Raw genomic sequence first — 25,755 nt, 5'->3', positions numbered from 1 at the left:
TATAGCACTTGAAAAATCAACGGCAGCATACACGACAGTCGGAAAAAATAAAAGTATGATCCTGGCATCTTCTTATTTTGAGCGTGAAACAACAACATTTTTTAAATATTAAACAGGCGAAGCTTAATAGCCATCAGATTTTTTAACGAGTTCAATGACAAGGTCGCAGACCCCGCCGACAAACAACATACGCGGCAGATCATCGGGTTCAATCTGGATAATAAACATTTCATTTAATGTATAAACGACCTGTAAAAGATCCAAAGAATCAGCGCCGAGATCATCAATAAGAAAAGTCTCATCTACAAGGTCTTCATCAGCCATAAAATATTCTGAGAGGTAGGACAGTACTTGTTTCCGTATTACCAACTCATCTACCGGAAATACGATATGCGCAGGTTCGGTCGAGAAAATCATGGGGAATTTCCTTTAAATTATTTGAAAGGTGTACGGAATTTTGTGATAACTACTTTATAAGTAGTCGCCAATGAAGAAGGAATCGGCTATTTCAGATAGCGATATAGATTGAAAAAATATAACTTAAGAGTCACATGCAAGTTCCGCCATCAAGTGATTTTTACTCTTCTTCCGTTCCTCACTGGCTCCATACCAGGACCGACGAGCATGGGATTTTCGGTGGAGGATATGGCTTTGCTTTCTGCTTGACGAATCTGATACTCGCCCTTTTTTTTGAACGGAGTTAATCTGATATTCCGATTTTCCTTCAATGTCTTATTTTCTTGTTTGAAACGCTCCGGGCCCGATGATGTTTGTTGTCGTAATAAATCAACATAATATTGTTCTGGATTTATTTCGGCAAGGCTAAACGGCGGATTATATATATCCAAGTTTGACAACGATGCCCTAGGTATGTTTACTAATGGCATAGGTGTACTTTTGTTATCGATCGTCACTGACAATATATCTTCTGATGCGCCAGACCTTCTTAGCTTTTCACCAATATTAATGTTGATTACTGGATTGGCATTAATCATCGTTTTTTCGGCTCCAATCGGCAAATCAGCTAATGTATTTGCGACATCAGACTCTTTTAATGAATCGCCAGGAATATTTTTTGTATCCTCTACAGCCGGCGGGACAACTGATTTTTCATCGACCGGACGCATCAACTCCGCCCAGTGATAAGCAACTCTGACTTGATTCATCATACTGTGCAAATTAGCACCACCGTTTGGTGACTGAAACGTACTCAACACACGAGTGGCCGCTTTCGCCGCGGCATCAGAGATTGTTCCTTTTGCTTCTTCAACTTTTTTCCACGTTGCAAGTGATAGCGAGCCAAATTTAGCTTCTAAGTGTTGACGAATCACTGGCATCACGTCAGTATTAAAAACGGTAGTAAATAAATCTGATTTGTTATGGCGCACTACAGCATCAAGTTTGGCATGTATTTTTTCGCTAAGTTGCTGCACCTTGTCATAACAATTATTTTTTTGCCAATGCGAAAATCCAGATTCTTCGCCAAGTTTATCCCCCATTACCAACATGCATAGTTGCCGTGATAGCCTATTGCAATCGTCCGAGACTTCTGCTCCGCCGTGAATTCGCAACGTCGATAATGCCAGCGCCAGGTCAGAGACGCCAATCGTGGCCGCATGTGTTCCTTGGGCGACTATCCGTTTAAAATCTTCCGGTTTATCAGCTATTCTTGAAATCGCCTCAAAAGCGGAGGCTTCGGCCTGATCAATCGGCCGGGTGGCGTTTGGCAATAGCGCTTCCGAGGCGACAGCCCCTTCGGTGGATGCAGCTATCACATCGATAGCTGCGGTATACGCCTCATGCGCAGCTGCGGTGATTTGATGGCGCTCGTTTATTTGCGGAGTGCCGCTGAAATCGAAATCACTCGGATTGGGGGGAACGCAAACTTGATTACTTCCGCTTACGCTTTCAATACCATCCACGAACGACATTTTAGGCTTGGTGATATTGTTCGGATGTGGACAAACAGCGCCTCTTGTTGAACCGCTGATCAGTGTTGGTCCCATCGATTATTCCTATAGATAATTTTGCAAGGGTGAATGACTCACCTTGTTTTGTGCAACAGTTTTACTAGACAACACAGCAGGTTCTTATTGAATTACAAATTGACCTGCTTCAAAACTGAAGAAAAGCACGCAACATGTCGGCCATGCTTTGAATAATTGAGCTAATCGTCTTATGAGCGGTTTCGAAGCGGCCGTAAGCATTACTATACTTTTGCCCACGACTCTGCAGCGAATCTTCGATTCTGCTAACCTGCGCGTCAAAACCAGATTTCCAAACGTTATAGGTAGTGATGGATAACTTATGACCGTCTATGACAATACCGTCGTCAGATGTCGGTAAATTGGCGATTTGTTTTTTTATCTGCGATAGATCAGGAATGATACAAAATGTGCCGTCCCGGTTAGCATGGATACATTCGACTGGATCGATTCCTAACTTCGTACAGATGTCGACGGCCTCGTTCGAAAGAATGCCATTTTCAGGAGTTTTTCCGGCAATTACTCCGTTCATAGTCGGAGGCTCAAATCTATTTAGAATAGAGTTAAGCGCATTTTCTATTTGTTTAAAATTGACCTTCATATCATTGTCCCCGTCGGAACTCACATACTTTTTGAGCGATGCGACAATGTCGGTGATTTGTTGATATAAAGTTGTGTACTTGGCGAGTGCAGATGCATAATGAGATAAATCACCCTCCTCGTACTTGCCTATCAAGCCAGACAATTCTTTCCAAACCTCATTGAGATTATTGGCATCCGGCAACTTGTCTGCGACGAGGTCCCGCAACAAATCATTGCGTAAAACGGCAATTTGAGGTCCCAGTAAGTGATCCATCACAGTAGAACCATCTATTGCCGCACTTAAATTTGCTAGATTCTCAAGTTTGACAGTATCAAGTCTGACCGCCCCTACAATTTTTGTGGGGTCATTGAAATCAATTGCATCAAATGCCTGTAATACCTCTGCGTACACCATCCTTTTATTTTCGAGCAAGCTTGAAAATTGAAGAGCACGCGATATTATCCGCTCTCGCTCGCCCTCCTGAAGTTTACCGGTGATTAACGGCTCAATGTCGTTACAGAAAACCGATGCATCACTCGTCTCTCGATTGTTTATCGACATTGCCATGGCAGTCAGTGGCTGTTGTATGCTTATTTCCATGTAAAGACATCCTCTCGGCGTTGGGACTGATTCAATATACTGAAAAAGTGTAATAAAGTAGGCGGTGCTCTGGATTAAGCAGCGCCTAACGCAACTGTTTAAGCCTTAATGTTTTGTACAATTGAATCTAGCGTTGCGCGACTTTGGTCAGAAGAAGAAGCGATCATTGAAAACATTCTCGTCAGCAGCTCTGTGGCTCGCTGCGCAGCTTGCTCCTCGCTATGTTGAATGGTTGACGCAACAGCGCCATGTGCATCGCTCAATTTACTTGCTGCTTGTTGTTCAGCAGAGATCACCCCTCCTGAAGCTTGCGCGATAGCAGATAGCGGCTGGGAAAATGAAATAACGGTTTGCCCACCGAACTGTTGCTGTGAAAATTTTTGCGAATTAGATTGCGACGCGAGTTCTTTAGCGGCGATCTTCGCGTCCGTACGCAGAATGGTTTGATTGAGGACAGCCTGCTCCTCGCTACTTATTGAGGGCGCATTCGCCTTTAATTCTAATTGCTTACCTTTCGAATCTAAGGTCTGTAAACTCTTCTGCGGACTGCTTCCAGCCGACGGCGGGCTTGATCGATTTAGCGCGTTGCTAGTGGCTGCGTTTTGCGCACGTAACTGATTAACCTGGCGTCCGTTGGTTGATATATTACGAATCTGGCCGTTAGTTGCCTTAGAGAATTTTTGAAAACCGACTCCGGCGACAGCAGTGCCAACTGCCATACCGGTTACTGCGCCTCCCAAGTTTGCTATAGCTGCATTGACTCCCTTGGCACCAGCCGCAGCCGCTTGCTGCACGGATATTTCAGCAAATTTTGCTGCAGCGGCATTACGCGCGGTATTGCTTTGCCCTAGTGTCATCAATAACGAAAATAGCAATTCCAGAAGGCGGTCTATACCAGCATTCTCGATCACTTCTTTTTCGACTTCTGGTAACTTCTTCTCAAGCAGTTTTCCAACAGGGGTATCCACACTCTCGTCGACCAATTCCCTTAGATTAACAATAATCTCCTTACGCTTATCGGGCGCCATTAAACTAATCGAAGATTCTAAAGCTCGCCTGCTTTCCGTCGCATCGGCCATCTCTAAAGGCAAAAGTGTCAATAACGCTGTTATTGAAATCGCATCCTTAGCAGTTCCTTTAATCGTTTTGCTGCTTTCAGCACTATTAATGTCAGCATTAGCTGGAGTCAGTATCGTAACTTGATTGCGAATTTCCATTTATTTCTCTTTATTCTATATTTTTAATTAAGCAGAATGCGCACCGCGCATTGCTCGCGCCAATGCAACGCCGGTACTAGTGTGATGGTTGATCGCGTTACTTGCGGCAGAAAAAAATTTCTGAGAAATATCGAGTGAATCTTTAAACTGCTCCATTAATGCAGAAATCATATCGCTTAATAATGCCAATTCTTTGACGCCCAACTGAATGCTGGCATTCGCCTTAGCTGTTTTGAGGTTCGCAACCTCCACGCCAACATCCAAACCGCTAGTAATAACCGTTTTTTCAAAGTTAAGCCCGGCACCAAGTTGAGCCAACCGACCAGCGTAAATTTGCTTGCTTGCCAAATTGGTTGACATGCCCAAACGCGTAGCTGCTGCATTTAACATCCTGGAAGCTGCACCCGAAACCTGAGAGAAAACTTGTGAAATACCTTGTTTTAGCATCGTAGGAATCATTTTACCCAGCGTCTTCTCTAGCACGCGTGACAGAACAGAGGTAATTTTGCTTGTAATATTGGATACCGCGGCTCCCACAGCCCCACACACTCCGGTGACGGCAAGCCCCGCTGCACCCACAGAGATGCCTACCGATACCACAATCATGCTGGCCATCTTGGCGCTCTCAGGAGCGACGCCATGCATCTCCATTAGTTCGGATACTCGATTCATTACACGTTGTAATAGCGGTTGCAGAGCTTTCATTAGGGGCTGCATGGCCTTTTCCATAAAAGATTTTCCTGTCACCGCGGAGTAAACCTCATCAGCGAGCATCAAAGCCACACCAATACCGGCGAGCACAAGACTTGCCCCCCCGGTAAAAACTGCAGCTAACACACCAATTACGAGAATCACAGCGCCGAGAATTTTCCCGACGCAGCCCATGACTTTATTTAGCGCCTCAGCCTTAGCCCTTTCTATGTCCGCTTTTTTGGCATCTGCGGTCATTTTTGCGGTTCGGATATCCTCTTGAATTCTCAACAGACTACGTTGGGTTTCGGCACGCACCTCTCCAGTCTTCAGCATCAGTTCACCCAATTTAGTCATCAAGGTCAACATGAGTCCTATATTGCTTTGATCTTTTTTTACCAAAGATTCAGGCAGATTATTTTCTGCTATACCGGACTGTGCAAACACAGCATCAACCTGATCCTGCAAATCCACTAGAGCGACTTCTGATAAAGCCACACCCTCCTTCAGCTCAGTCAATTGCCCCTGCTTTTTGTCGACAGTTGCCTGTAGTGTATTTCGGCTCTGTAGCGCAACATCGTAATCAGGCGTACCAGGTTTAGCCGACGAAAGAACACGCTCAGCCTCAGCGAGTTGTTTCTTGATTCCTTCAACGTCGTCAATCAACTCCTCTAATTTTCCACTTACCACTTCAAGATCGGAGACAGCGCCCTCAACTGCTTTCACTGCAGCTTCGTATTTAGCCGCAATTTCCTTTCGCGTATTATTGAGCACCTCTTGTTGAAAGAAAAAGGCGTCCGCTTTGGATGCCAACTTGGTGAGATTTCCTGTCTCTAGTGCAGCCATCATCGCGGCCAACCGCATACCTATTTTTGTACTTTCATTTTGTGCGCCATTTGCCACACTTGCCTGCCATCTTTTTGGTGCTCGCAATTCTGGACGACTTACGTCAGCGTTATATTCCTGGCCACCAACGCTATCCCCATCAATTACGAGAGCCGCTAGCTCCTTTGCTGCCTGCTGCGCTCCAAGCAAAAAAGCCGGCGAAAGCTTCGTCAGTTGCTCGGCTTTTTTTGACAGCTTCTCGTTCGACAAAAAATTACCACTGCCATTTGATTCATTTCGAATCACATCAATTGCCACTCCGGCTATTCTCATGCTCATCTAGGATCTCTTTCGATTTATAATGACGCCTTACTTCCACTCTTTTGTAATGCCTTTAAATAGGCATCAGCAATTTTCTTCACTGAATCCTCATTTGCATTTTCAATAACGGTTTTAAAACACTGCTTAGCTTTGCCAGACTTCCCCATTGCCAACTGACATTGTCCGGAGTAAAGCATTGACCGGTAATCACCGTCACCCTGCGCAAACGCAACGGCATATAAATCAGCGGCCTTTTGATAGGCCCCTTTGAGTTGGTAAACTGCAGCCAATCCCATTAAAAAATCAGGACAATAAAAGTCATAAATACACAAAAAACGAAAAAATTTCTCTGCCTCATCCAACTTTCCCTGACGATAAAAATCGTAGGCTAGGCCGTACAACTCATCCATCTGCTGTTCGGAAATTCCGTGTATTTCCTTGAGCGTCGCACCCTCGCTTACGGCATCCAGAATGGTCTCAAGATAATTTTCATCAAAATCTTCGGATTGATGTTTCACTTTTTTCTCCCTAAGCATCACCAAACGATGGTGTCATTATTAAATAAAATAAATAATGGAACATTAAAAAAACGCGCATAGTAAATTTGACTTACAAATACGCCTCACAATTTATAATTAAAGTGGTGAAAAATTACCCTTACTTCCATCAACATCAATGTCATTTTTAGCGTCGTAGCTATCGGCTATAACCTCATTTTCAGATTCTTCATTTCGATCATTAATAGAATCCTCGCTTATTGCCCCCGGATGGTCGATGCCAGCCAGTTCGACCTCCTGAAGCCAGAGAAGCAGGTGAACTACCGGATAAATAACATCCATTTCAACCATTGAATAAAGCGCATGCGTGCCATAGATTCGTCGTGCCAAGCGCACATCGACGATCACGGGAACACCAACCTTCTCCGCATACATTCTGACTGCTAAGGCGCGTTGATTGCGTTGACGTACAGAGACATAAGGAATCGGTGAAATTTCAGGCTTAAAATAAATACCGATGGCTATGTGCGTTGGGTTGGCAATAATCATTTTAGAGTTTTGGATATCATCCTTCTCTTGTGACGATAGCAATTCCATATGCGCTTGCCGCCGTGAACTCTTGATCATTGGGTCGCCCTCCTGCTCCTTGTTTTCGCGCTTGACCTCCTGCTTGTCCATGCGTAAATCCTTCAGATAAAGGAAAAGTTCAGCCATCGCATCGAGAATTATAATGATCATTACAGAGCCCAAACAAATCAGAACCAGACTAATGATAAGCCTCCCCCAAATGTCCACAATTACCGGAATCGAGGCATAAATTTGCGAGAATATCAAGCCACGATGCCACCACCAGGCAAGTACCGCAGCAGCACCAAAACTAAACAGATAAAGCATTGTCTTGATGAGATCCTTGATAGTGCGCAGGCTGAATATTTTTTTAAATCCCTTCGCCGGATTAACGGCCCCGAAATTCAACTTTAATGCTTCACTCGCCAAGGAAAAGCCACTTTGAACCAGCGAAGGAATAGCGGTAGAAAGTATACTCAGCAAAATAATTGGGCCAATTACCTTTAACCCAGATAGCAATAAACTGGCGACATAACGATGGAGATCGACGTCAAATCCGCTTTGCACAACAATGATAAGAGCTGTTCCGATTTCAGCAAGTGAGCCAAGCCATACTACGAACAACACGCCACAAAAAGTTAGACAGGCGACAACCAGATCACGGGCTTTAAATGATTGACCTCGTTTAGCTGCATCTTTCTTTTTTTTTGCTGTTGGCTTTTCGGTTTTGCTGGCAGCGGACATTGGCTATTTCCCCCTGAACCAGTATGACAATTGGCTAGACTTTGCCGTTAACTGCATAATTTCATCTGGAAAGATCGGTCCAAAATAGATTAGCAATGTCAGCATTGCCATAAAACTTTTTATGGTGAGTGATACAGAGAATGCATTGAGCTGGGGCGCGAAGCGCGACAGTAGCCCCAACGTGAACTCGGATAGCAGCATGATCGTAATGACCGGGCTCGCCACAACAATTGCCTTGGTCATCAGATCGACCAAAATAGACATAATTGGTAACGATGAAAAATTACATCCTTGCAGAGGATCACATAACCGATAGCTATTGTTGATCGCTTGAGCAAACAGTAGCATCCCACCACCTTGTAAATAAATTGCAGCTGCAAAGATATTAAAAAAATTGGCTAGTTCGGAAGTATCTACGCCATTCGATGGATCGATTGTGCTGCTAAGCGTGGCGCCTCGCTGATTGTCAATAAAGTTACCGACTGCATGGAAAATCCAAAAAGGCCACGCAATAAGACACGCCATTATTAAACCAATGAAGAGTTCCCTGCCTATAGCAATGATATAAGGAAGTGTTTCGATGTTTGCCATGGCATCCATCGGTACGGGGCAAAATCCCATGGCTATAATCATAATCACCGTATGACGGGTCGGACCTGTCAATACAGTCGTATTAAAAAAAGGGAGAATAAAAAATATTGGCGCTAACCTCACATAGCCAAGCGAAGCCCCTAGCATCCAAGTGTGTAGATCAAAAAAAAGTGAAGCATTCATTAGCAATATCAGCCTATTGCCAATCGCATCATTTCCTGACTAAAGTTGAGTAGAACTTCACCATACCAGCCAGATAATAAAAATAAGCACAAACTCACCGCTAGCAACTTTATGCCAAATGGTAAAGTCTGCTCCTGTAATTGCGTGACCGTTTGGAACAATCCAACTAAAAGACCAACAACAGTCGCAACTGTCACTGGCCACAGTACCAACATCAGCACCAGATACAAACTCTTGTTACCCGCATAGGCAATATCATTCATTGTTAAGTACTCAGATCGATGTATTGCAGGATTAATCCCTGACTCAAAATGGACCAGCCATCAAGCGCGACAAAAAGGATCAATTTAATTGGGACCGAAATCACAACTGGGCTCATCATCATCATCCCCAATGCCAGCAAGATGCTTGAAATGACCAGATCAATTACTACGAAGGGCAAATATAAATAAAATGCAATTTTAAATGCGGCTTTTATCTCGCTTAGCGCGTACGCTGGTAATAGCGAGAAAATCGACGCTTTATCCTCACCAGCCATGTAGAGGTCATCTTTTTCTAACGATCGCGCAACTTGAATTTTTTCAAAAAATTGCGTCAATTCTGGGTCGCTATACTTTTCTAAATATCCGCGGTAGCTATTCAACCCATTGTCTAGGAATAGTTCTACCGATTCAAGATTCGAAAAATTAACCGGATTATCTCTCTGGTGGTCAACAATCGATTCTGCTACTGGCATCATAACGAATACTGCCATCATTAATGCGACCGCATTAAGAACAAGATTGGAAGGAACTTGCTGTAATCCCATCGAATTACGGACCATGATGAACACGATTGAAAATTTCAAATAACAAGTTCCAGCCGCAATCAAAAATGGTAGGAGCGTTGCAAAAGCCAACGTTCCAATAAGTGAAATGTCATTTGACATTTTTTGCCAAGGATGAAATTTCTGCGATCTCAACGCCGAGTTGTCCGTTTAACTCAACCAGTTCGCCTTTTGCAAGCGTGACGCCATTGGCAGTAATTTCGATTTGCTTTTCGCTTGTAGGACCAAGTAATAAAAACTGACCGCGATATAACTCGCTGAGCTGTGCGAGTGTTAAGACATTGCGTTGCAATATAAAATCAATGCGGACAGAAATGTCGTCGAGCGCTTGGGAGGGAATGAGCGTTTCTATTTTTTCTTGCTGTTTGAGTACTTCCAAAGCAATTTCTCCTAGGTCATTAATTGAAAAACCAGCAAGCGCCTGACCACCACTCAGCAAAGCAAACCGAATGTCACTCACCAATAAAAGATCACCGCGTGCCATTTGAATCAAAAGATGACGACTCACATAACTGCTTCCGAGTAGAAACTCTAGTCTTAGTGGAAGCTCTTGTATAAATGGAGACAGCGGCCCACAAATACAGGACGAATTGATCGGGAACTTATCCAACCAAACCCTGCATTGCAGGGACATTACTGAAACATAACGGCACTCGCTATCCGGCGATGGGCTGAATCTTGCATGAAGGCGAGAGTAATGGAGTTCAGGCGGCTTTAAAGAGAGCGGATGATCACTCGCATTAAAAAGACTTATCACCTGCTGGGGAGCGTTATAACTATGCCGAGCGACCATCGCTAATTGCGGTGCGGTATTACTGAGCCACTCGGCAAGATCAAGATATCCACTCCAATTGCCATGCTCCGCGTAAGCGGTAATGGAAACAAGCATGTCACTCCTGGTCAATAGCGAGAATTCCTGATCAAGACCATATTGCGACCATTGCGCCGCCGCTCTATGCGCGTCGACGTTGGCCTGAGATATCCGACGAAGCGAAGGAAGCCTCATAACTCATCCTCCTCTTCGATCCACCGATGTTTAGCACCATCTTGTAGATCATCCTGATGCGGCTCCACTATCCACTTCTCGCAACTACTAGCAACTTGGTCATTCAGGCGTTGCTCAACCAGATTACTGGATGGCCGCAACAATAATTGTGCATGGTTTTGGCTTGGGTGAAGCGCAATGCGCACCGCATGTTGATCGCCCCAAGCCTTAAAGCTATAAATAAGTTCGCCATTTTTGTATTGTTCAGCTTCCTTACCAAATATAGTCGTTGGCTCAGATTGCGACTGGACGGAGGTAAACGGCTTATGCAAAGAATTACCAAACGCTTTATCTTTAACCTGCAATTGAGGAGAAAATTGGTTTAACTTATCGCTCTCTCCCAGAAGCGGCAAAGGTTGTAATTCCTTTTCATCAATAAGGTTTGTCACGCTCTTGTCGAATTGGTGATAAATGTCGGAGAATTTTTCTTGTAAAGGTAGTGGGAGTAGCATCTTTTCGCTTTGATGCGAACTGCCCGATCGTATTTCGTGTCCATAGGAGTTTGAGTCTTTGTTTTTGGTCTTGACCATCTCCCCACTATCAACCACATTAAGCCCGTCATTAGGTGGATCCAGCCGAAGAGATGGAATCGAAACTTGCTCAGCCTTTAATCTTGCGTGGTAGCCATTTTTTGATCGTGACGATATTGCGCCATGTAAGCTATTGAAACTAGCAATTTCATCCCGCTTACTTGACTTAGGCTTATCCTTTAAATCGTCGGGGATGTAGACACCCGAACTGGTAGCGCCTTCCTTATACCGCACATCTAATGGCATTAATTGCTGCACTGCCATCGATAACTGCTGCATCTCTTCGTGCTCCTGTTGTGTTTTTTTATCGACACATTCGGACTCCGGAAATATTTTTTTTCTCCCTCTATCGAAGGAATCCAGATTCGCACCAACACATAAGTTGACGTTACTTATTTTGTCCATGAAAGTTTCGCCTCTATTTCAGATTCTTCAAAGTTGATAGATTTTATGCATTGCTTTTTTTTCTCGAACATAACTAACTCGGTATATTTTTCTTGCTTAAGGTCAAGTCGCTTACACAGCAAACGCTGTGATTCAAACTTTTCTTCACATTCTATTTTCCTCGTCTGGCACTTATGTAGTTCCAGACACAGTTCTTGGACTTTTCGCAAAACAATCGCATTTTTGCGCATCCATAAAAAAAGACGCTGTCGGTCAATTATTTCTCCCACAAGGTGCCCACTCTCTGCAAATTGGCGTTGTAGTTCAATTGCCCCGGTTAATTGTTCGCATTCAATCTGTATTTGCAAACACTGATTGTGTAGACTCGACAAATGGCGCTTACCCGACTTTTGGCGTAGTTCACTGTAACGTTTGAAAGTCACATATTTATTCAGCAAGTGCATGCATCGTCTCCAGCGTCACCACTTCATTACTGCGCTCGTCAGGCATCTGACGCAGCCAACTAAAAAGTGCATCCTTCTGCTCCATCAAACGGTCATTCTGAGTATTTTCGCCGACTCGATACTCGCCCATGTCCAGCATTAACTGTAATTCCTCGATACGACTTAGCTTTTCTCGAATAGAACTGGCGCTACGCAATTGTGTTGCGTCACATACTTGCGATGCAACACGGCTCAAACTACGCAATACATCGACTGCTGGATAATGGTTTTTAGAGGCGAGCTTTCGACTCAGATAAATATGTCCATCCAAAATGGAACGTATTTCTTCGGCAATCGGGTCCGCTTCATCCTCGCTTTCAAGCAATATTGTATAAAACGCAGTAATACTGCCATCGGTAGTGACGCCTGGCCTCTCTAGCAACCGTGGCAGAGCCTCAAATACCGACGCTGGATAACCGCGACGTGCCGGTGGCTCCCCCGCGGCTAAAGCCACGTCGCGTAATGCACGCGCATAGCGCGTCAGGGAGTCTTGCAATAAAACGACCTGCGATCCACGGTCACGATAATATTCGGCAACAGTGGTCGCTAATAGAGCCGCGTTTCGACGATCAACTGATGATGCGTCCGATGTCGCGTACACCACCACACATCTGCTACGCCGCGGAGAGTGTTTTAAGGCATCGACAAATTCTGTTACTTCACGTCCGCGCTCCCCAATAAGTCCGATGACGAATATTTCAGCCGTCGCATGCTCAATAAGCATATTTACAAAGCTAGTCTTTCCAGCACCTGCCGATGCAAAAATTCCTAATCGCTGACCGACTCCGCATGTCATAAGCGCATCTACAACACGAATACCGCTATGAAATTTTTGCCGAATCGAGACGCGCTTCTCAAACGTAGGAGGCGCCGCATCTAAGGCACACCACCGATCAGCTTGTATCGATGCTTTTTGTTCTGACAAGCGTGCTATACATATTCCATTTGAATCAAGTACCGAACCCAATACACCATCGTGTAATCGAACGGTCAATGCACCTCCAGTCGGTATCAATACAGATTCTCGGGATAGGCCTTTCGCATTACCCATTAAACTAAGAATTGCCATGTCCCCACGAAAACCTACAACCAGTGCGCGGGCCAGCACTTCATTTTCTCGCCAATGTCGGCGCACGTCGCAAACCTCTCCGACAGAGACGCCATTTAACCGTGCTTCGATAATGGTTCCGGATAGATAATGAGGATGAATGTAGTGATTCAGGAGGCGTGGTTGCGTCATTGTCTGACGATTTCTATCACGCGCGATTGACTTTCAAAAAAAGCGTTGATTGCCTCGGCCATTGCACCAGGACTATGTAGATATGCATCTGCCATGTACGCGCAGAGTTGCAACTGACCATTACTTTCACGAATCCCAAGTTGCCCGTTCTCGCTATAGATAAAACCACCCATAATTTCACGCAATAAATTATCCGAATGGTAAGTGATGATACTTTCATGAAAGTCGCATAAGTCGCTCCAGATCACCGTCCTCTCGTCGATGGTCCCAACGAACATTGAGGGCATATTTTCCAACTGGATCTGTACTGTCGTATGATTATCAAGATCTTTGATGAGGCCTGCTTCGCAACCGCTATGCAATAGGGCATTTCTTACCAATTCGCCAAGATTTTTTTTAATCATTTTCTCTCTTTATAAAGACTTCGAACTCCAACCTTGGATTGCGCAATTAAAGTTAATTTTTCAGACTATTTCTGCCAGACACTACAAACAAAATCTAGATAACTTTGACTACGTTGACATCCACATTACTACTGACTTCCCCAAACGAAATCACATCCAGGTCACGAAAGCGCGCCTCTAATAGCTTCTTAACGAAACGTCTGATATCGACACTTGTAAGGACCACCAAATCTTTTTGTGCAATTGGAAACGCCTGGAATAGCAACGTAAATTTATCTATAATTTCCTCCGTAACAGATGGTTCGACGTTGAGAAATGCGCCGTTAGCATTTTGTCGGATTCCTTTGCGGACCTGCTCTTCAATTTCGGGCGATAGCATGACCACGCGTAACTGATTGGCGACGGAAAATTTGTGTGAAATATAGCGCGCCATTGCGCCACGTACATGTTCAACCAAGGCGATCACATCTTTTTCACGCCCACCCCATTGCGCCAAAGTCTCCAAAATAAGCTTAAAATTGCGTATCGAAATTCTTTCTGAAAGAAGTCGTTGCAACACCTCCGCAATTTTTTGAACAGTGACGTTGCGCAATACCTCCTTAAGAAGATCTGGAGTATTTTTTTCCATCTGGTCCAACATTTTCTTTGTTTCCTGAATCCCAAAAAATTCAGAAACATGCTTGACCAATACTGTCACCAGACATTGATATAACTCATCTTGTGCACTACGGATCTGAAATCCGAGTCCGAGAAGTTCTGATTTCCAGCTTGGATCAATCCAATGACAGTCCTGATGAGCTGTATCTTGATCAATTTGAACATCAATTCCCAGGCGTGTAATCTCCTCAGACATGTGTACCAGACGTATTTTTCCGAAGCGAATACATAACTGCTCAGTACGAATTTCATTAATTAGTAATACCAGATGATCAACCTTCATTTGCTCTGAGCCGCGGATTAAAAAATCAGGCAGACGTACGCCATAATCAATAAAGAATTGGCTGCGCAACCGCTGGCCGAGTTGATTGTCAACAAATTCTTTCTTTTGCGACTCAGGTACTAGCAGAATGAAAGTAACCGTTTCGGTAATGACCTTATCGAGGTCGGCGATTAAACCCGATTGCTCGCTATCTCCAGTCTCAGTATCCTGTGTTGGCTTGGTGACATTATCGATCTCCTGCGCGCTACGTTTTCGGCTAAATCCAAGATAAAGATATCCTCCCAGCGTCAACGCAAGTCCAAGGAACACAAAAACAGGGAAGCCAGGTAGGAAAGCGACCCCCACTGCCAAAACAGCGGTAATACCAACCGCGAACGGCTTGTTCAAAAGCTGCCCCATGATATTATGTCCCAGATTGGAGTCGTCGCCATTGATGCGCGTAACAATTAGCCCGGCGCTGATGGAAATTAACAGGGCAGGAATCTGAGCAACGAGTCCGTCACCGATAGTCAACATGGTGTAAGTCTGCAGCGCAGTTGACATGTCCATGTTGTACTGCGTTACGCCGACCCCAATGCCACCGATAAAATTAACGAAGACAATGATAATCCCGGCAATGGCATCGCCTTTAATGAACTTCATCGCCCCATCAAAAGAGCCATATAGCTGACTTTCCCGCTCTAATACGCTACGGCGTTCTTTGGCTGCATCACCATCAATCACGCCAGCTTTTAAATCTCCATCGATGCTCATCTGCTTTCCGGGCATTCCATCCAACGAAAAACGTGCAGCTACTTCAGCAACCCTTTCTGAACCCTTTGTAATAACGATAAACTGAACAATGGTGATAATTGAAAAGATAACAAATCCAACAATCAAACTATCGCCGATTACATACTGTCCAAAAGTACTGATAATGTCGCCAGCATCGGCCTCTGTGAGGATTAGCCGACTAGTGCTGATCGACAAAGACAATCTAAAAAGTGTAGTGATGAGTAGGATCGTTGGAAAAGTCGAGAAATTTAAAATTCTGTCGACGTAAAACGACCCCATAAATAGCAGGATTGCAATGACAATATTTAGAGCGATTAGAAAATCAACCAAGAACATTGGCAACGGCACTATCAACATCGCAATGATCATCACCATTAGCATGACAATGATCAACTCTGGATGCGCTTTTGTATTGGCGAGTAATGTAGAGATCATCACCCCGCCTCTACAGTTGCGGTCGCACTTGCCGCTGCTCCAGCAATTCTGCTGTGTACGTCAAATCAATCGTATGATCGAACGCGGCAACGGCGTCAGAAAGTCCGCGGTCATTTTCGAATAACGCGTCTGGTAGTTGCTTGTACGCACTGCGCACAGCGTTGAGTAAAATAGAGCGTTCACGACTACTTTGCAGGATACATAACGGACCAAACGTTTGAGTTAGCAGTTCAGACATTGGCGATTGGTTCCTCACAATGCGGCATAACAATAACAACCAATCCGCCTCCTCCTCTTCATGTGGCATTACCAATTTTTTGACCAATAGGGAGATCACAAACTCTTGATCCGCAGTTCGCAGCAATCGGAGCTTTGTCATATGCGCACCTAAATTACTGAACTCAAGAAGATCACAGCTTGGATTTTCAGATTGGATATCAATACGCAAGGATTCCTCCATAAAATTGAGTACCGCGTGTCGCTCTTTGTAGCCATAACTGGCAATCCATTCCTCGTAATCGCCCACTGGACGATTATTTCCTTCTAGAAATCGACGATATGTTTGTCTTAAAAAGGACGCTTTTAGCGCTAACTTTGCGCCGAACAAACGCGCCTTTAACGCACAGTTAATACCAGCCTTTAGCATCTTTAAATCTGCTTTTTCTTCCATTTTCGCAAGCAACGCTTCCAGCCGCGTGCGCTGAACCTGTGATAATTCTTTTCTTTTTAACAGCTCCTTCAGAACTAGGTAAAGATCGCTATCATCTAAAAAAAGAGCCCGTGCTCGCTCCATCAGAATATCGATATCACTATTCTTTACCGATAGAACTTCGATGAGTTTTTTCGCTTTTGGTACTACATCGTCATCCAGAACACGTTCGAAACTTTCACTCAACAAATTTCCTTTCTGCTCCAATTCACGGCGATTACGAAACTGCGCTGCGACGCTAGCCATGTCATCTGCCATGTCCGTCAGCTTTTGCTGAAGAGCTGCAGGTGTTTGTTCATCCACGTTCTCAAACTCTGGCTGTTGTGGTATTCCTTCACTGGCAGATTTTATCGATTCTTTCTGTCGGGTCTGCGCCTGAAATAGCGTGGAGATAGCTGTACCTGAAGTTGGATTAATCGCCATCGTGAATATTCATTCGCTCTACACGACCAACTTCTGGCGTCCTGTCGAATCTTTTAATGAGGGTATCCAATACGATTTCTTGTTCTATATTTTTTGTGCCTAAATTAATGCCACTATCAATCTCACGAGGCGTGATAAGAAATACCCGCACTGTATTCTTGTTATGCGACTGTCTGTACCGAAAGGCACCACCAATGAAAGGCAAATCACCTAATATTGGAATCTTCTCAATTTGATTTCCGCTTTCACCGCGAGTGTAGCCACCAATAAGCAAACTCTTCCCTTTTGGGACTCTTGCTACGGTACTAATTTTGGTTCGTCCGACAGTAGGCAATGCTCCGTTTAGCGCTACCTCACTAGGTGGAATTTCGTTTCCATCTTCAATATTAAGCGAAAGCTCGACATCGTCTACGGCTGTAAATCGTGGCAATACGTGTATCAACGTGCCGTAAGTGACGTGCTGTAATTCGACTGCTCGTTCGGAAATTAGTGGCGTATAAAATGTACGATTATTGTCGAACATCGCTGGTGTATTCTCTTGCGTCAACAATACTGGTCGAGAAACGATTTGAGCTTTATTGTCACGAGCCAGTGCCATGATTGATGCAATAAATTGCAATCCCTCTAAACTGGCTACCGAGGTTCTGGACGTTCCCTTGTTAAAACCAGCACCGAATTGACCTCCAAGCGAAAAGGATCCTTGCCAGTTCACCCCAAGCTGATCCAGATCGTCTTTCTGCAAGTCGATAATCCAAAGTGAGAGTTCAACTTGTCTTTTTTTTTCGTCTAAAGCTTCAACTAAATGACGAACGAGCTGAATCTGATCGCGAGTCCCCTTGACCAAGAGGCTGTTCGTTTCAGGATAAGCAATAATACGCGTCGCTGTTGAGGATCGACTCACTCCAGCATTAGTCTGAGCATTGGTATCAAGAGGCGGAGGTAGGTCTACGACTCTTGCATCCTTCAACGGAGTGCCGCTAATGGATTTCGGCACTTCCGTTGTCAGTTCTTTTTGCACTCCTTCCAGTAAATTATTTACCACTGTAGCGATTCCTGGAATAATAATGTTGTCATCCCGTCGCGTATATGAGCGGTCGGTGACAAAAGTGTTATTTAACTTAATAACTTCAATGTGTTGCCGCTCCCGATTAACGATCCGGCCATCCATAAATTCGGCACTTTGCGTCACCAAATCAATATAAATAGGTGGGCCCGAGATGTAAAAAATGTTATCCCCATCGCTACGCAATGGATAACGCGAATCTGCCAATCCAGATTTTTTAAGAAAATTCGCGAGTTCGTTTAAACTAATATTGTGTAATGTGATTATTCTGTTCTTGATCTCCGAAACATCGTAAATATAAATAACATTTCCGTCGTCATATGTGACTAAACCCAACTGCTTACTGACGGCACCGACGACATCTTCTTGAGCAAGATTGAATTCTCCGGACACTTGTTTATTAGCCGCCAGTTTACTTACAATGATTGACTTACCCATGTAGGATGAAACTACGCCGAAAAAAGATCGTAGGTTATCCTGGCGTGCGAGATACTTTTCTCCATCACTTAAACCCCTGGTATCCACTCCGAACGCGGGCTGACTAAACGCAATATTTGCAGCTATCACCAGCCATTTCATGCCGACACTCAGTTCCCACACTTTCACATCATTCCTTTGTTTTCGTTGTAACACCAAAAAGATGTGTCAGGCTAAGACCTACCGACTTCCTTACTTCATTCGAAAAATGTGAAGAGGAAGCATATCCGTGGGCTATAGCTGCCTCTGTTATCGATTGACGATCCGCAATCACTGCCAAAACAGCCTTTGCGAGCTGCCACTCTTTAAGTTCCGACTTCGGGCTACTACCAGTTCCTGAACGAAATAGTCGACGAAAATGACATGCCGAAACGCCATACCGAGCACTCAGTGTTTTTAATTTTTCACCTTCCCCTCCCTCCCGTAGCAAAAAGGACACTATTGAATAAGTCTCCGTACGGCGTAACGCTGCAGAAATACGTATATATTCCGGGGTTTTGTCAATTGCCATTCGCAAGAACAAAGACTTTATACAACCACCGGTTACATGCAATTTTGGGAGCAATTCCACGTTATTTTCGGTAGGCCGAATTTCTAATTGCGTGCGCTCATCAAGTCCACTATCAATAAATACTTGAAGTTTAATTAGCACTTTTAAAGACTCTAGATTCACGGCATGCACCAACGTATTCCTCCTCAGCAGTTTCTACAAAAGGCACCAAAAGGCCACTATGCGACACGAATCGTTTTTTAACTTTGAAAGCTATGTGATCTCTTTTGTTTATTGCTACGTCGCTTTTACTCTTTATAAAAACGGCTTCTCCACAAGCTGAAGTCTATTTGCATCCGCTAAAAGAACAAATGGGACAGGGATTAAACATTGCGTATTTCTATAGGACAAAAACAAAAAAATAGGCGGGGCTTAACAAAAAATGGACGCTATATACGGACGTAAGTATCTATTTAGGTGAGAGGCAGCAAACCTTGGCTAGGGAAAATTAATTTCTATGAGGACGTGACATTGCTCTGAATTTAGTGACTCAGGTAGCGCCACATTCGGCGTATTATTTTTTCACTGAGAGTGAAAAAAGCATTAGCGACTTATCAGATGCATCGATGTGCGATAGGAGTATTTTTAATACGAAGAATGGTATTTGAGACAGGATTTCGTGTTGTGCACGCTATTTCTTAAATACGATATCGGGATGCGATATTGAAATTACACTAGCCCGCCGAACAATACTGGAGAGCCTACATTGCATCGGAGAATTGGGTGGATGGCGTCAAGCAGTGCCATTGCAAACGAACTAACTGAAGTAAGGCTTGGCAATATAAATCGCCATACTGAAAAACTTCATTTGACCTGATAATCACCGACATTAAGTTGGATAACTGGCAGGCCAAGTAAGAACCGCCGCGAATAATTATTGCTATTCGCTGCTATTTTTATAAAATAACTCACGTGCCAAAAGTCTTTGAATCTGGGTATTCATGTCGTTGGGCGACGTCTCACGCTTATGTCTGAATTCTCCGTGCTCAACAATATTCATGGGTAATACTTTAGACATGTACTGACACCATGCAATAAATATATCAGGCATCATAAATGCACGTACTTTTTCATCAGCAGGCCCTTCGAATACTTTTTTTACAAAGTCCTTAAAACGCGCTGAACTGATTTCACCGCCTTCAATTCCTTCGGGTAGATGCTGCTTTAAGCTGTTCGGCAACACAGTCCTGAAGTGCTGTAGAAAACTAGGCTTCACTTCTGAGATATCCTTCGCATATTGTATGAATGCGGCCTGCGAACTGAGTATCGCGTCGGCATTACGCCGCATTCCATCTTCCGAGTAGTAACCATATTTTGATCTGTCAGCATTAAGGTAAATTTCCTCGACGCTATTCGGAATGGCTAAATGTGATAACTCATGTTGCAAGGTCTCCTGCAGCTGACCGGCTCTATTGATTGGCGATAAAAATGCTGATGTGGTCAGGTGAAGCTTACCTCGCTTCGGGCCATCTTCATATGTGTATGCCGTGATCACGCTAGCAAATAACGAAGCTTCCTGGGGAACGCCATCCGCATGTTCTTGCGGATTATATCGGTACTGTATGCCCTCCGGACTGACCGAAGCCGATATAACACAAATTTTATCGGTCCTGATGGGGTTAGTCACTTTCTTAAATCTCACCAGTATTCGTTCTACTTTCTGTTTATAAGCATCTGTTAGCCCTTCAGGTTTTACGTGAAAAAATGCAGAGGCGTGCATCCAGAATTCCAGAGGAGAGTCTTTCGACCAGTTAGCCAACTGTTCCGCAAGACGATGACTATTGACGTAGGCGGTATTAATGTCGTCTGCAAAGTATGGCCCATACATACTACTTATTTCAGATATACCTCTTGCATGTGTCTTGAATGTCCAGCCGCCAACCTTGGCAAAACTCGACGTTAAAGCAGGACCAAATACTGTTCTCCATAGGCGGGTTGTGACGCTTTGCTGTGGCATGACGTAATCGGTTTGATAGTTATTATCCAAGTGGTCTAATATTATTTTTTTTCGCCATAAACTTTTAGGAGTTGACGATAAGTGTGCTGATTTTCGCAGAGTTGCAGACTCGTATCACAGACCTCGTTAAGCGCCTCGGTCTCTCCTCCAAAATCGTCAAAGGATTCTGCAGCTAACTGCGACTTCATTTTGTCCCAAAAAATCTTAACGCTGTCCAACTGATACTCAGTTAAAGTATTACCTCCCCAATCTAAAGACTTCATTTTATTTATTGTCTCGGACAAATCTAAATCCGGGTTATCGGTCATACGGGTGATTAAGGCGTTGAAATGTCGTGCCAGTTGGGGATTCGCAGGGAATGCACTTTGAATTTTTTCAGCATCGCGAACAATTTCTAGCCGCAATAGCGAACGCTCATAATAAGGACGTGTTTCAACATCCAATGCAACCAGTCGCCTTATTACAGTTGTGCGCTCGGACTCCGACGGTAATGCTACAATGTTTAGGCCCTCCGTGCTACAACTTGCTTGGAGACTATCGGGCAGTGCACGCCGCAACCGGCATCGCTTTTCGTCAAATTCGTCGTTGGAGAGCACTTCAAATGCATTTTTTCGGTCTGGGCCGTGGCGATCTCTGGTGCGCCCACTTTTATCTTGAAAACTAAAAATAAATTGCTCGCTATTAGTATTATCAGCGTACATGATTGGCTCTGACCATCCTTCAGGCAAATTGAAGCCTCGTTGTAACGCCTCCTGATAAGAAGTTACACCGCTCGGAAGCGTGGGCTTAGGCGTAATCAAATGATTATTCGATATCTGCCAAGTGGCGCCGTCATATTGCATATCAAGGCGCAGGTCTTCCGGCATCGACTCGCCAATAATACAGCGCTCATTAGTTGGTAGTAATTGCCTCTCAACCAAATAAAATTCATCTTCAATTTTGATGTATTCACGATCTCCAACGCTGTGCACACCCAGATCCAACTGCTCCGGCAAATGATCAAAGAAACTTTGGTATTTAATCTGCCTGACTTCTTTGATGAGCTTGTTGTTGTACAACATATCCGAGACGCGCGCTGAGGATGAGTGCAGAGGAAAATTCTGCGTAAAGGAATTCAGTATTTGCGGATCGTCGTCAATCAGATGTCTATATCCCCGAAGCCATTGATCGGTTTGCTTTTCCAATTGTCTTTCCGCTTCGTTCCATAGGTAACCCACTTTTTTGCCAGAATGGCTAACGTCCATGACCAAATATATCGGCCCACCGTCGAATTTTTGTATAAGTCCACTAGGAGATAAATTGTGTGGAAAGGTTAGCGTATCTCCGAGCAGTGAAATGAGATTGGGGGGTACGGTCAACTCTACAGGAGCGGGATCAAAAAATTCGGACATGTCTGACATAAAATGTAAATCTTCATGCCTGGTTGAGAGAGGGTTACTTAATACTGATTCCGCACCCTTTTTTGTAATACCTCTTGCCTGTTCAATTTTAGGAGACTGTTCCGATATATGCTGTGCTGTCTTATGTGTAGCAAATTCTTCTGAGGACCGATAATTAAAAGGAGTGCGAACATAACGCATCAGGTACTGCGCTTGATTTTTTTTAATTAATCCGGTAAAGCAAAATAGCGCATCTGTTGCCACTGCTAGTCCTTGTGTGGCGATACCTGCATCGGTTTTTGCGGGAGCTACGATCATTTCAGCCATATCCAGGACCGCAATCACGCAATTACCATCGGGAACTAGCCCAACAATAAATTTTCCAATTGCATAAATATCAGAATGAAATATTTTTTCGGTCCACGTTGAAGATATTGGTTGCGAAGGCGACGCATCGGTAAAGCGCTTATGTATTGCTGAAGGAAAACTCTGCAAGTCACTCACGACGGTGGCAATCTCAACTATATTTGTTGAAAAAATATAGACGGAGGGAGCCTCGAATGTGATTTGGTTCGATGGCTGGAATTGAATACCATTAGTAAAGCTGGCATGATTTTGCTTCACGAACTGCGCGACCCCGCCCGCGCGATTTATTTGTTCCGTCACTTTAGAAACAACCGGAGAACCCCAGCAGCGCCCTTCAGAAAATAAATAATATTCACTTTCCGTATGGCCAGTTCGTGCGATTAGACCAGAAGTGGCTTTAAGTGCAGCCTTATAAGTGATATCAGCATGTTGCGTATCGTATAAAACTACTTTCGGCATAAATACTTCTAGTTGCCCAATCCTACTTGCGCTAACCAAATTATCTTGATCGATTTGCGGCAATTGCTTAAGACCGAAACTATATAACTTAAATTTACTAAATATTAGTAAATCTAATGCAGCTTCGGATTGTCGCTTGTGAACCCCATCTTCATTGAACTGATCATTAATATTGCGTAAGAACCTTTCCTCGCTTATGTTGACTTCCTGCAAGAGACGAATCCGGGGTATTTCAGGTGCAATTAACGCGGCAAGTCCCGACTTCATACGATCAGTCGCAGTACCTGAAGGCTCACCATAAATCCTTTTCTCTATTGACTGACCGAAACGTGTCAAGGTAGAACCAGTAGAGGGTAGCCACGCAGAAGGAGCAATATCAATCAAACTATGCAACCCTGCCTCACGCAAAATAGAGGGCGTAAGAAGCGTACCTGCTTTGACTGAAAATTGATTAATGAAGCTTGCTCCAATACTCATTAACGCGCCATCACGGCCCTGATAGTGCGCATCACGAAAATCACGTTGTCTCATGTTAAATTGTGCGTTGAACAAAGGATCAATGGCATGTAAAGACGCCTCAACAAACCATTTTGCTAGCGTATTTAATCTAGCACGATCAGCGGCCTTCAATGAAGGAAGGTGCAAATCTAGCCGGTTAATAACACTCGCTTTGATGCGATCAGAAAATCCTGCTAATGTATCGAGCGTTGGGTCGAGGCTTAACGCAGCGCTTGTATTTTTTCGTACGAAGACCTCAAGGACTTCCGCACCAGATGGCTCTGATATTTGGCCTAAAGCATTGAAAAATAGTTGCGCAACGTCGTTTTTCAGTACCGATTGTGGCGTCGTTGGCTGTGGATGTGCTGGTGGGCTATCATAAGCAACGCCTTTGTCAACTGGCGGCAACTTGGAATGCACTGCGTATTTCAACATCGCATACTCGTACTGATCAACCGATGGCTGACCTCCAATCATCCGGGAAACCACAGGCGTGAACGCACTCAGTAATTGATCCACACGAAATATAGGATCGTTTGAACGCTCAAGTGCAATGCCCTTTAAACGGTCGTCCTGGGCAACATTTGTTGGCCAACGCTGGTATGCGTTGATGCCATTTAGGATTACTCCTTTGTCTATGGAAGACCAAGTGTGAATCCCGTTAAGAGAAGTATCAAACGAGTCGATGCTGAGGTAGTTGGAGGAAGCGGCAACGTCTAACTTAGGTGCTACACTTGGTACACTTGTTGTCGTGGGAACAGGCTCTATTTTTTTCTTTTCTTCTCCCTGATTCCAATAGGGATTATTAAGATCGTCATAAATACTACCTTCGACCCCCTGGAAAAGCATCGGGTCTTTCGGCCAAGCCGGTAGGTTGTTATAGACGGACTGCCCAAATGATAAAATGCTGTTGCCGATGTCGCTTAATGTGGGAATGTTTGATGGCGTTGCCTGAGTCGTACTATTGCTCGGACATGTTTCAGGGCCAGGTAGAGGCATGCCCTCCTTGGTATCTGGCAACGCCGTAAAACGTGTTCCTGTCTCATGACAATACGCTGAAAATAATTGTTCTGGCTTACAGGCATTAGTTATTAGCATAGCTGCTAGCGCTAATCCCGTTTTTATGGGCGCTCCTTCAGAGCCTGAATCACAACAGGAAACTGCGCTAGGGTTCGTGCCAAATTGCACGTACTCGAAGCCCTCTCGAAGTTTCTTCATGTCTGTCTGTTCTTTTTTGTCGTTTATTATTTTATTCTCTAGCTCCCTGTGAACCCGTTGTCGGCGCGTTGCCCGCGGGAACTTGGCGTTAAGAGATGACTTCCCGTTGCGAAGTGGCACTTCAATGCCGCTACAGTTTGTGACGGCGTTGATAAATGTCGATTGGGATTTTGAAGATGGCTCCGATCCGCGGACCGCGAAACTCGCAGAGGTGGCGGAGGTTGATGGGGTAAAGCTGGTATGCACCATGAGCATCCTTAATGAATTTAATAAAAAAATGAATAACTTCGATGCTGCCGATGACAAATGGCATACTTGTTCGCTCAGGCACAAGAAGAATTAATCACCGATTCAAAGAATAAACGTCACTTACAACCACCCGGTATTATTGGTCTCGTCTTGCGCGAGCCAACAAAGCATATTAACGTTCCTCCGAACCCAGACGACAGCACTATATGCGCAGGATTACTTCATTGCTGATTCAAGCTAGACTCTCAAAAATATCATTACCACTTTGATCCGTCGCTAGGACAAGAACTAAAGTCTCATTTGTAGAGAAATAGGAAAATAGCGCAAGACGCACCTATTATTTGTCGTGGATTTCGAGCGCCAGCCCTCGAATTGGCGTTGTAGCCATTGAAAATTTCAGATCAGCGCAACATTTTATTTCTTGTAAATGTGGTTTTTGTGCGCCCATTTAGAACGTGCAATTTGCCAACACCCCGAATACTATTAAAGCGTTAAATTGTGATTTGGCACGCCATCATAAAGC

22 protein-coding genes are annotated in these 25,755 nt (G+C 44.2%); 1 reads left to right on the top strand and 21 read right to left on the bottom strand.

Going from position 1 to position 25,755, the window contains the following annotated elements:
* Window positions 1-123: 123 nt before the first annotated feature.
* The 21 genes from ACXX82_RS21720 to ACXX82_RS21620 all read right to left on the bottom strand — a co-directional run bounded on the left by ACXX82_RS21720 (window position 124) and on the right by ACXX82_RS21620 (window position 24,983).
* On the bottom strand, window positions 124-417 hold the full coding sequence (locus ACXX82_RS21720; RefSeq protein ID WP_458563696.1) for a phosphopantetheine-binding protein: 294 nt from the start codon (window positions 415-417) through the stop codon (window positions 124-126).
* A 149-nt stretch (window positions 418-566) separates the two neighbouring features.
* Window positions 567-2,006: a hypothetical protein gene (locus ACXX82_RS21715; RefSeq protein WP_458563695.1), complete on the bottom strand. Its 1,440-nt coding sequence runs from the start codon at window positions 2,004-2,006 to the stop codon at window positions 567-569.
* Window positions 2,007-2,115: 109 nt separating this feature from the next.
* Window positions 2,116-3,168 carry an IpaD/SipD/SspD family type III secretion system needle tip protein gene (locus tag ACXX82_RS21710; RefSeq protein WP_458563694.1) on the bottom strand — a complete coding sequence of 351 codons (1,053 nt, stop codon included), beginning with the start codon at window positions 3,166-3,168 and terminating at the stop codon, window positions 2,116-2,118.
* A gap of 98 nt (window positions 3,169-3,266) precedes the next feature.
* A complete protein-coding gene (locus tag ACXX82_RS21705; RefSeq protein ID WP_323507712.1) occupies window positions 3,267-4,385 on the bottom strand; it encodes an IpaC/SipC family type III secretion system effector in 1,119 nt (372 codons plus the stop codon).
* Between the two features lie 27 nt (window positions 4,386-4,412).
* Window positions 4,413-6,239: a type III secretion system translocon subunit SseC family protein gene (sctE, locus tag ACXX82_RS21700; protein ID WP_458563693.1), complete on the bottom strand. Its 1,827-nt coding sequence runs from the start codon at window positions 6,237-6,239 to the stop codon at window positions 4,413-4,415.
* A 17-nt stretch (window positions 6,240-6,256) separates the two neighbouring features.
* Window positions 6,257-6,739, bottom strand: coding sequence for a type III secretion system translocator chaperone SicA (gene sicA, locus ACXX82_RS21695; RefSeq protein ID WP_458563692.1), 483 nt, complete (start codon window positions 6,737-6,739; stop codon window positions 6,257-6,259).
* A 117-nt stretch (window positions 6,740-6,856) separates the two neighbouring features.
* Window positions 6,857-8,029, bottom strand: a complete 1,173-nt coding sequence (locus ACXX82_RS21690) for an EscU/YscU/HrcU family type III secretion system export apparatus switch protein (protein WP_323518668.1) — start codon at window positions 8,027-8,029, stop codon at window positions 6,857-6,859.
* A 3-nt stretch (window positions 8,030-8,032) separates the two neighbouring features.
* Window positions 8,033-8,803 carry a type III secretion system export apparatus subunit SctT gene (gene sctT / locus ACXX82_RS21685; protein WP_458563691.1) on the bottom strand — a complete coding sequence of 257 codons (771 nt, stop codon included), beginning with the start codon at window positions 8,801-8,803 and terminating at the stop codon, window positions 8,033-8,035.
* Between the two features lie 8 nt (window positions 8,804-8,811).
* Window positions 8,812-9,066 carry an EscS/YscS/HrcS family type III secretion system export apparatus protein gene (locus ACXX82_RS21680; RefSeq protein WP_323507684.1) on the bottom strand — a complete coding sequence of 85 codons (255 nt, stop codon included), beginning with the start codon at window positions 9,064-9,066 and terminating at the stop codon, window positions 8,812-8,814.
* A 2-nt stretch (window positions 9,067-9,068) separates the two neighbouring features.
* Window positions 9,069-9,731, bottom strand: a complete 663-nt coding sequence (locus tag ACXX82_RS21675) for an EscR/YscR/HrcR family type III secretion system export apparatus protein (protein WP_323507685.1) — start codon at window positions 9,729-9,731, stop codon at window positions 9,069-9,071.
* On the bottom strand, window positions 9,721-10,635 hold the full coding sequence (locus tag ACXX82_RS21670; RefSeq protein WP_458563690.1) for a FliM/FliN family flagellar motor switch protein: 915 nt from the start codon (window positions 10,633-10,635) through the stop codon (window positions 9,721-9,723). The genes ACXX82_RS21675 and ACXX82_RS21670 overlap by 11 nt, the downstream gene beginning before the upstream one ends.
* Window positions 10,632-11,609, bottom strand: coding sequence for a SpaN/EivJ family type III secretion system needle length determinant (locus ACXX82_RS21665; RefSeq protein WP_323507687.1), 978 nt, complete (start codon window positions 11,607-11,609; stop codon window positions 10,632-10,634). Before ACXX82_RS21665 ends, ACXX82_RS21670 begins: the two co-directional genes overlap by 4 nt.
* Window positions 11,597-12,052 carry a SpaM family type III secretion system protein gene (locus ACXX82_RS21660; protein WP_458563689.1) on the bottom strand — a complete coding sequence of 152 codons (456 nt, stop codon included), beginning with the start codon at window positions 12,050-12,052 and terminating at the stop codon, window positions 11,597-11,599. The genes ACXX82_RS21665 and ACXX82_RS21660 overlap by 13 nt, the downstream gene beginning before the upstream one ends.
* The gene (gene sctN, locus ACXX82_RS21655) at window positions 12,036-13,331 is read right to left on the bottom strand and encodes a type III secretion system ATPase SctN (RefSeq protein WP_458563688.1); all 1,296 of its coding nucleotides are present in this window, start codon (window positions 13,329-13,331) and stop codon (window positions 12,036-12,038) included. Before sctN ends, ACXX82_RS21660 begins: the two co-directional genes overlap by 17 nt.
* Window positions 13,328-13,735, bottom strand: a complete 408-nt coding sequence (locus tag ACXX82_RS21650; RefSeq protein ID WP_323507690.1) for an InvB/SpaK family type III secretion system chaperone — start codon at window positions 13,733-13,735, stop codon at window positions 13,328-13,330. The genes sctN and ACXX82_RS21650 overlap by 4 nt, the downstream gene beginning before the upstream one ends.
* Before the next feature lie 94 nt (window positions 13,736-13,829).
* Window positions 13,830-15,884 (bottom strand): EscV/YscV/HrcV family type III secretion system export apparatus protein, encoded by a 2,055-nt coding sequence (locus tag ACXX82_RS21645; RefSeq protein ID WP_458563687.1) that lies wholly within the window; start codon window positions 15,882-15,884, stop codon window positions 13,830-13,832.
* Window positions 15,885-15,894: 10 nt separating this feature from the next.
* Window positions 15,895-17,016 carry a type III secretion system gatekeeper subunit SctW gene (sctW, locus tag ACXX82_RS21640; RefSeq protein ID WP_323518664.1) on the bottom strand — a complete coding sequence of 374 codons (1,122 nt, stop codon included), beginning with the start codon at window positions 17,014-17,016 and terminating at the stop codon, window positions 15,895-15,897.
* Window positions 17,006-18,658, bottom strand: a complete 1,653-nt coding sequence (sctC, locus tag ACXX82_RS21635; protein WP_458563686.1) for a type III secretion system outer membrane ring subunit SctC — start codon at window positions 18,656-18,658, stop codon at window positions 17,006-17,008. Before sctC ends, sctW begins: the two co-directional genes overlap by 11 nt.
* A 28-nt stretch (window positions 18,659-18,686) precedes the next feature.
* A complete protein-coding gene (locus tag ACXX82_RS21630) occupies window positions 18,687-19,229 on the bottom strand; it encodes a helix-turn-helix domain-containing protein (RefSeq protein ID WP_323507758.1) in 543 nt (180 codons plus the stop codon).
* A 757-nt stretch (window positions 19,230-19,986) separates the two neighbouring features.
* Window positions 19,987-21,063 (bottom strand): hypothetical protein, encoded by a 1,077-nt coding sequence (locus tag ACXX82_RS21625; protein WP_458563685.1) that lies wholly within the window; start codon window positions 21,061-21,063, stop codon window positions 19,987-19,989.
* Between the two features lie 41 nt (window positions 21,064-21,104).
* Window positions 21,105-24,983, bottom strand: a complete 3,879-nt coding sequence (locus tag ACXX82_RS21620) for a hypothetical protein (protein WP_458563684.1) — start codon at window positions 24,981-24,983, stop codon at window positions 21,105-21,107.
* 124 nt (window positions 24,984-25,107) lie between these two features.
* Between ACXX82_RS21620 and ACXX82_RS21615 the strand changes: the two genes are divergently transcribed.
* The gene (locus tag ACXX82_RS21615) at window positions 25,108-25,326 is read left to right on the top strand and encodes a hypothetical protein (protein WP_458563683.1); all 219 of its coding nucleotides are present in this window, start codon (window positions 25,108-25,110) and stop codon (window positions 25,324-25,326) included.
* Window positions 25,327-25,755 lie beyond the last annotated feature (429 nt).

Source organism: Glaciimonas sp. GNP009 (assembly GCF_054343755.1).
Note: the sequence above shows the minus strand (reverse complement) of the source record. Positions and strands in the feature narration are given on the sequence as shown.